This window comes from Mesorhizobium sp. M8A.F.Ca.ET.202.01.1.1 (assembly GCF_004791595.1).
Taxonomy (GTDB): Bacteria; Pseudomonadota; Alphaproteobacteria; order Rhizobiales; family Rhizobiaceae; genus Mesorhizobium.
The window spans coordinates 1-278 of sequence record NZ_SRUN01000356.1 but is presented as its reverse complement, the minus strand read 5'-3'; the positions used below and the strand labels follow the sequence as shown (position 1 = coordinate 278).

Here is a 278-nt window from a genome sequence, read left to right as displayed (position 1 = left end):
GTGAAGGCCAGCCACTCCTCGACGACTTCGGCGAAGGTCGGCTTGCCGGCCAGGTCGGCGGCGCTGATGCCGTGCACGGCCTGCGCCTCGGCGTGAATCGCCCGGCCTTGCGGATTGATGAATCTGTGGAAGGTGCGGCCGGTCGGGAAGCGGTTGACCAGCTCGACGCCGCCGAGCTCGATGATGCGGTCGTCGCGCAAATCGAGGCCGGTGGTTTCCGTATCGAAGATGATCTCACGCATTCGAATCAGTTCGCTCCAAAGCGAGCAGAATCATAC

General features: G+C 63.3%; 1 protein-coding gene. It reads right to left on the bottom strand.

Annotated elements, in window-relative coordinates:
- On the bottom strand, positions 1-242 hold a 242-nt coding region (locus tag EN845_RS35180; RefSeq protein WP_281041064.1), incomplete at its 3' end, for an exonuclease domain-containing protein.
- Between the last annotated feature and the right edge of the window lie 36 nt (positions 243-278).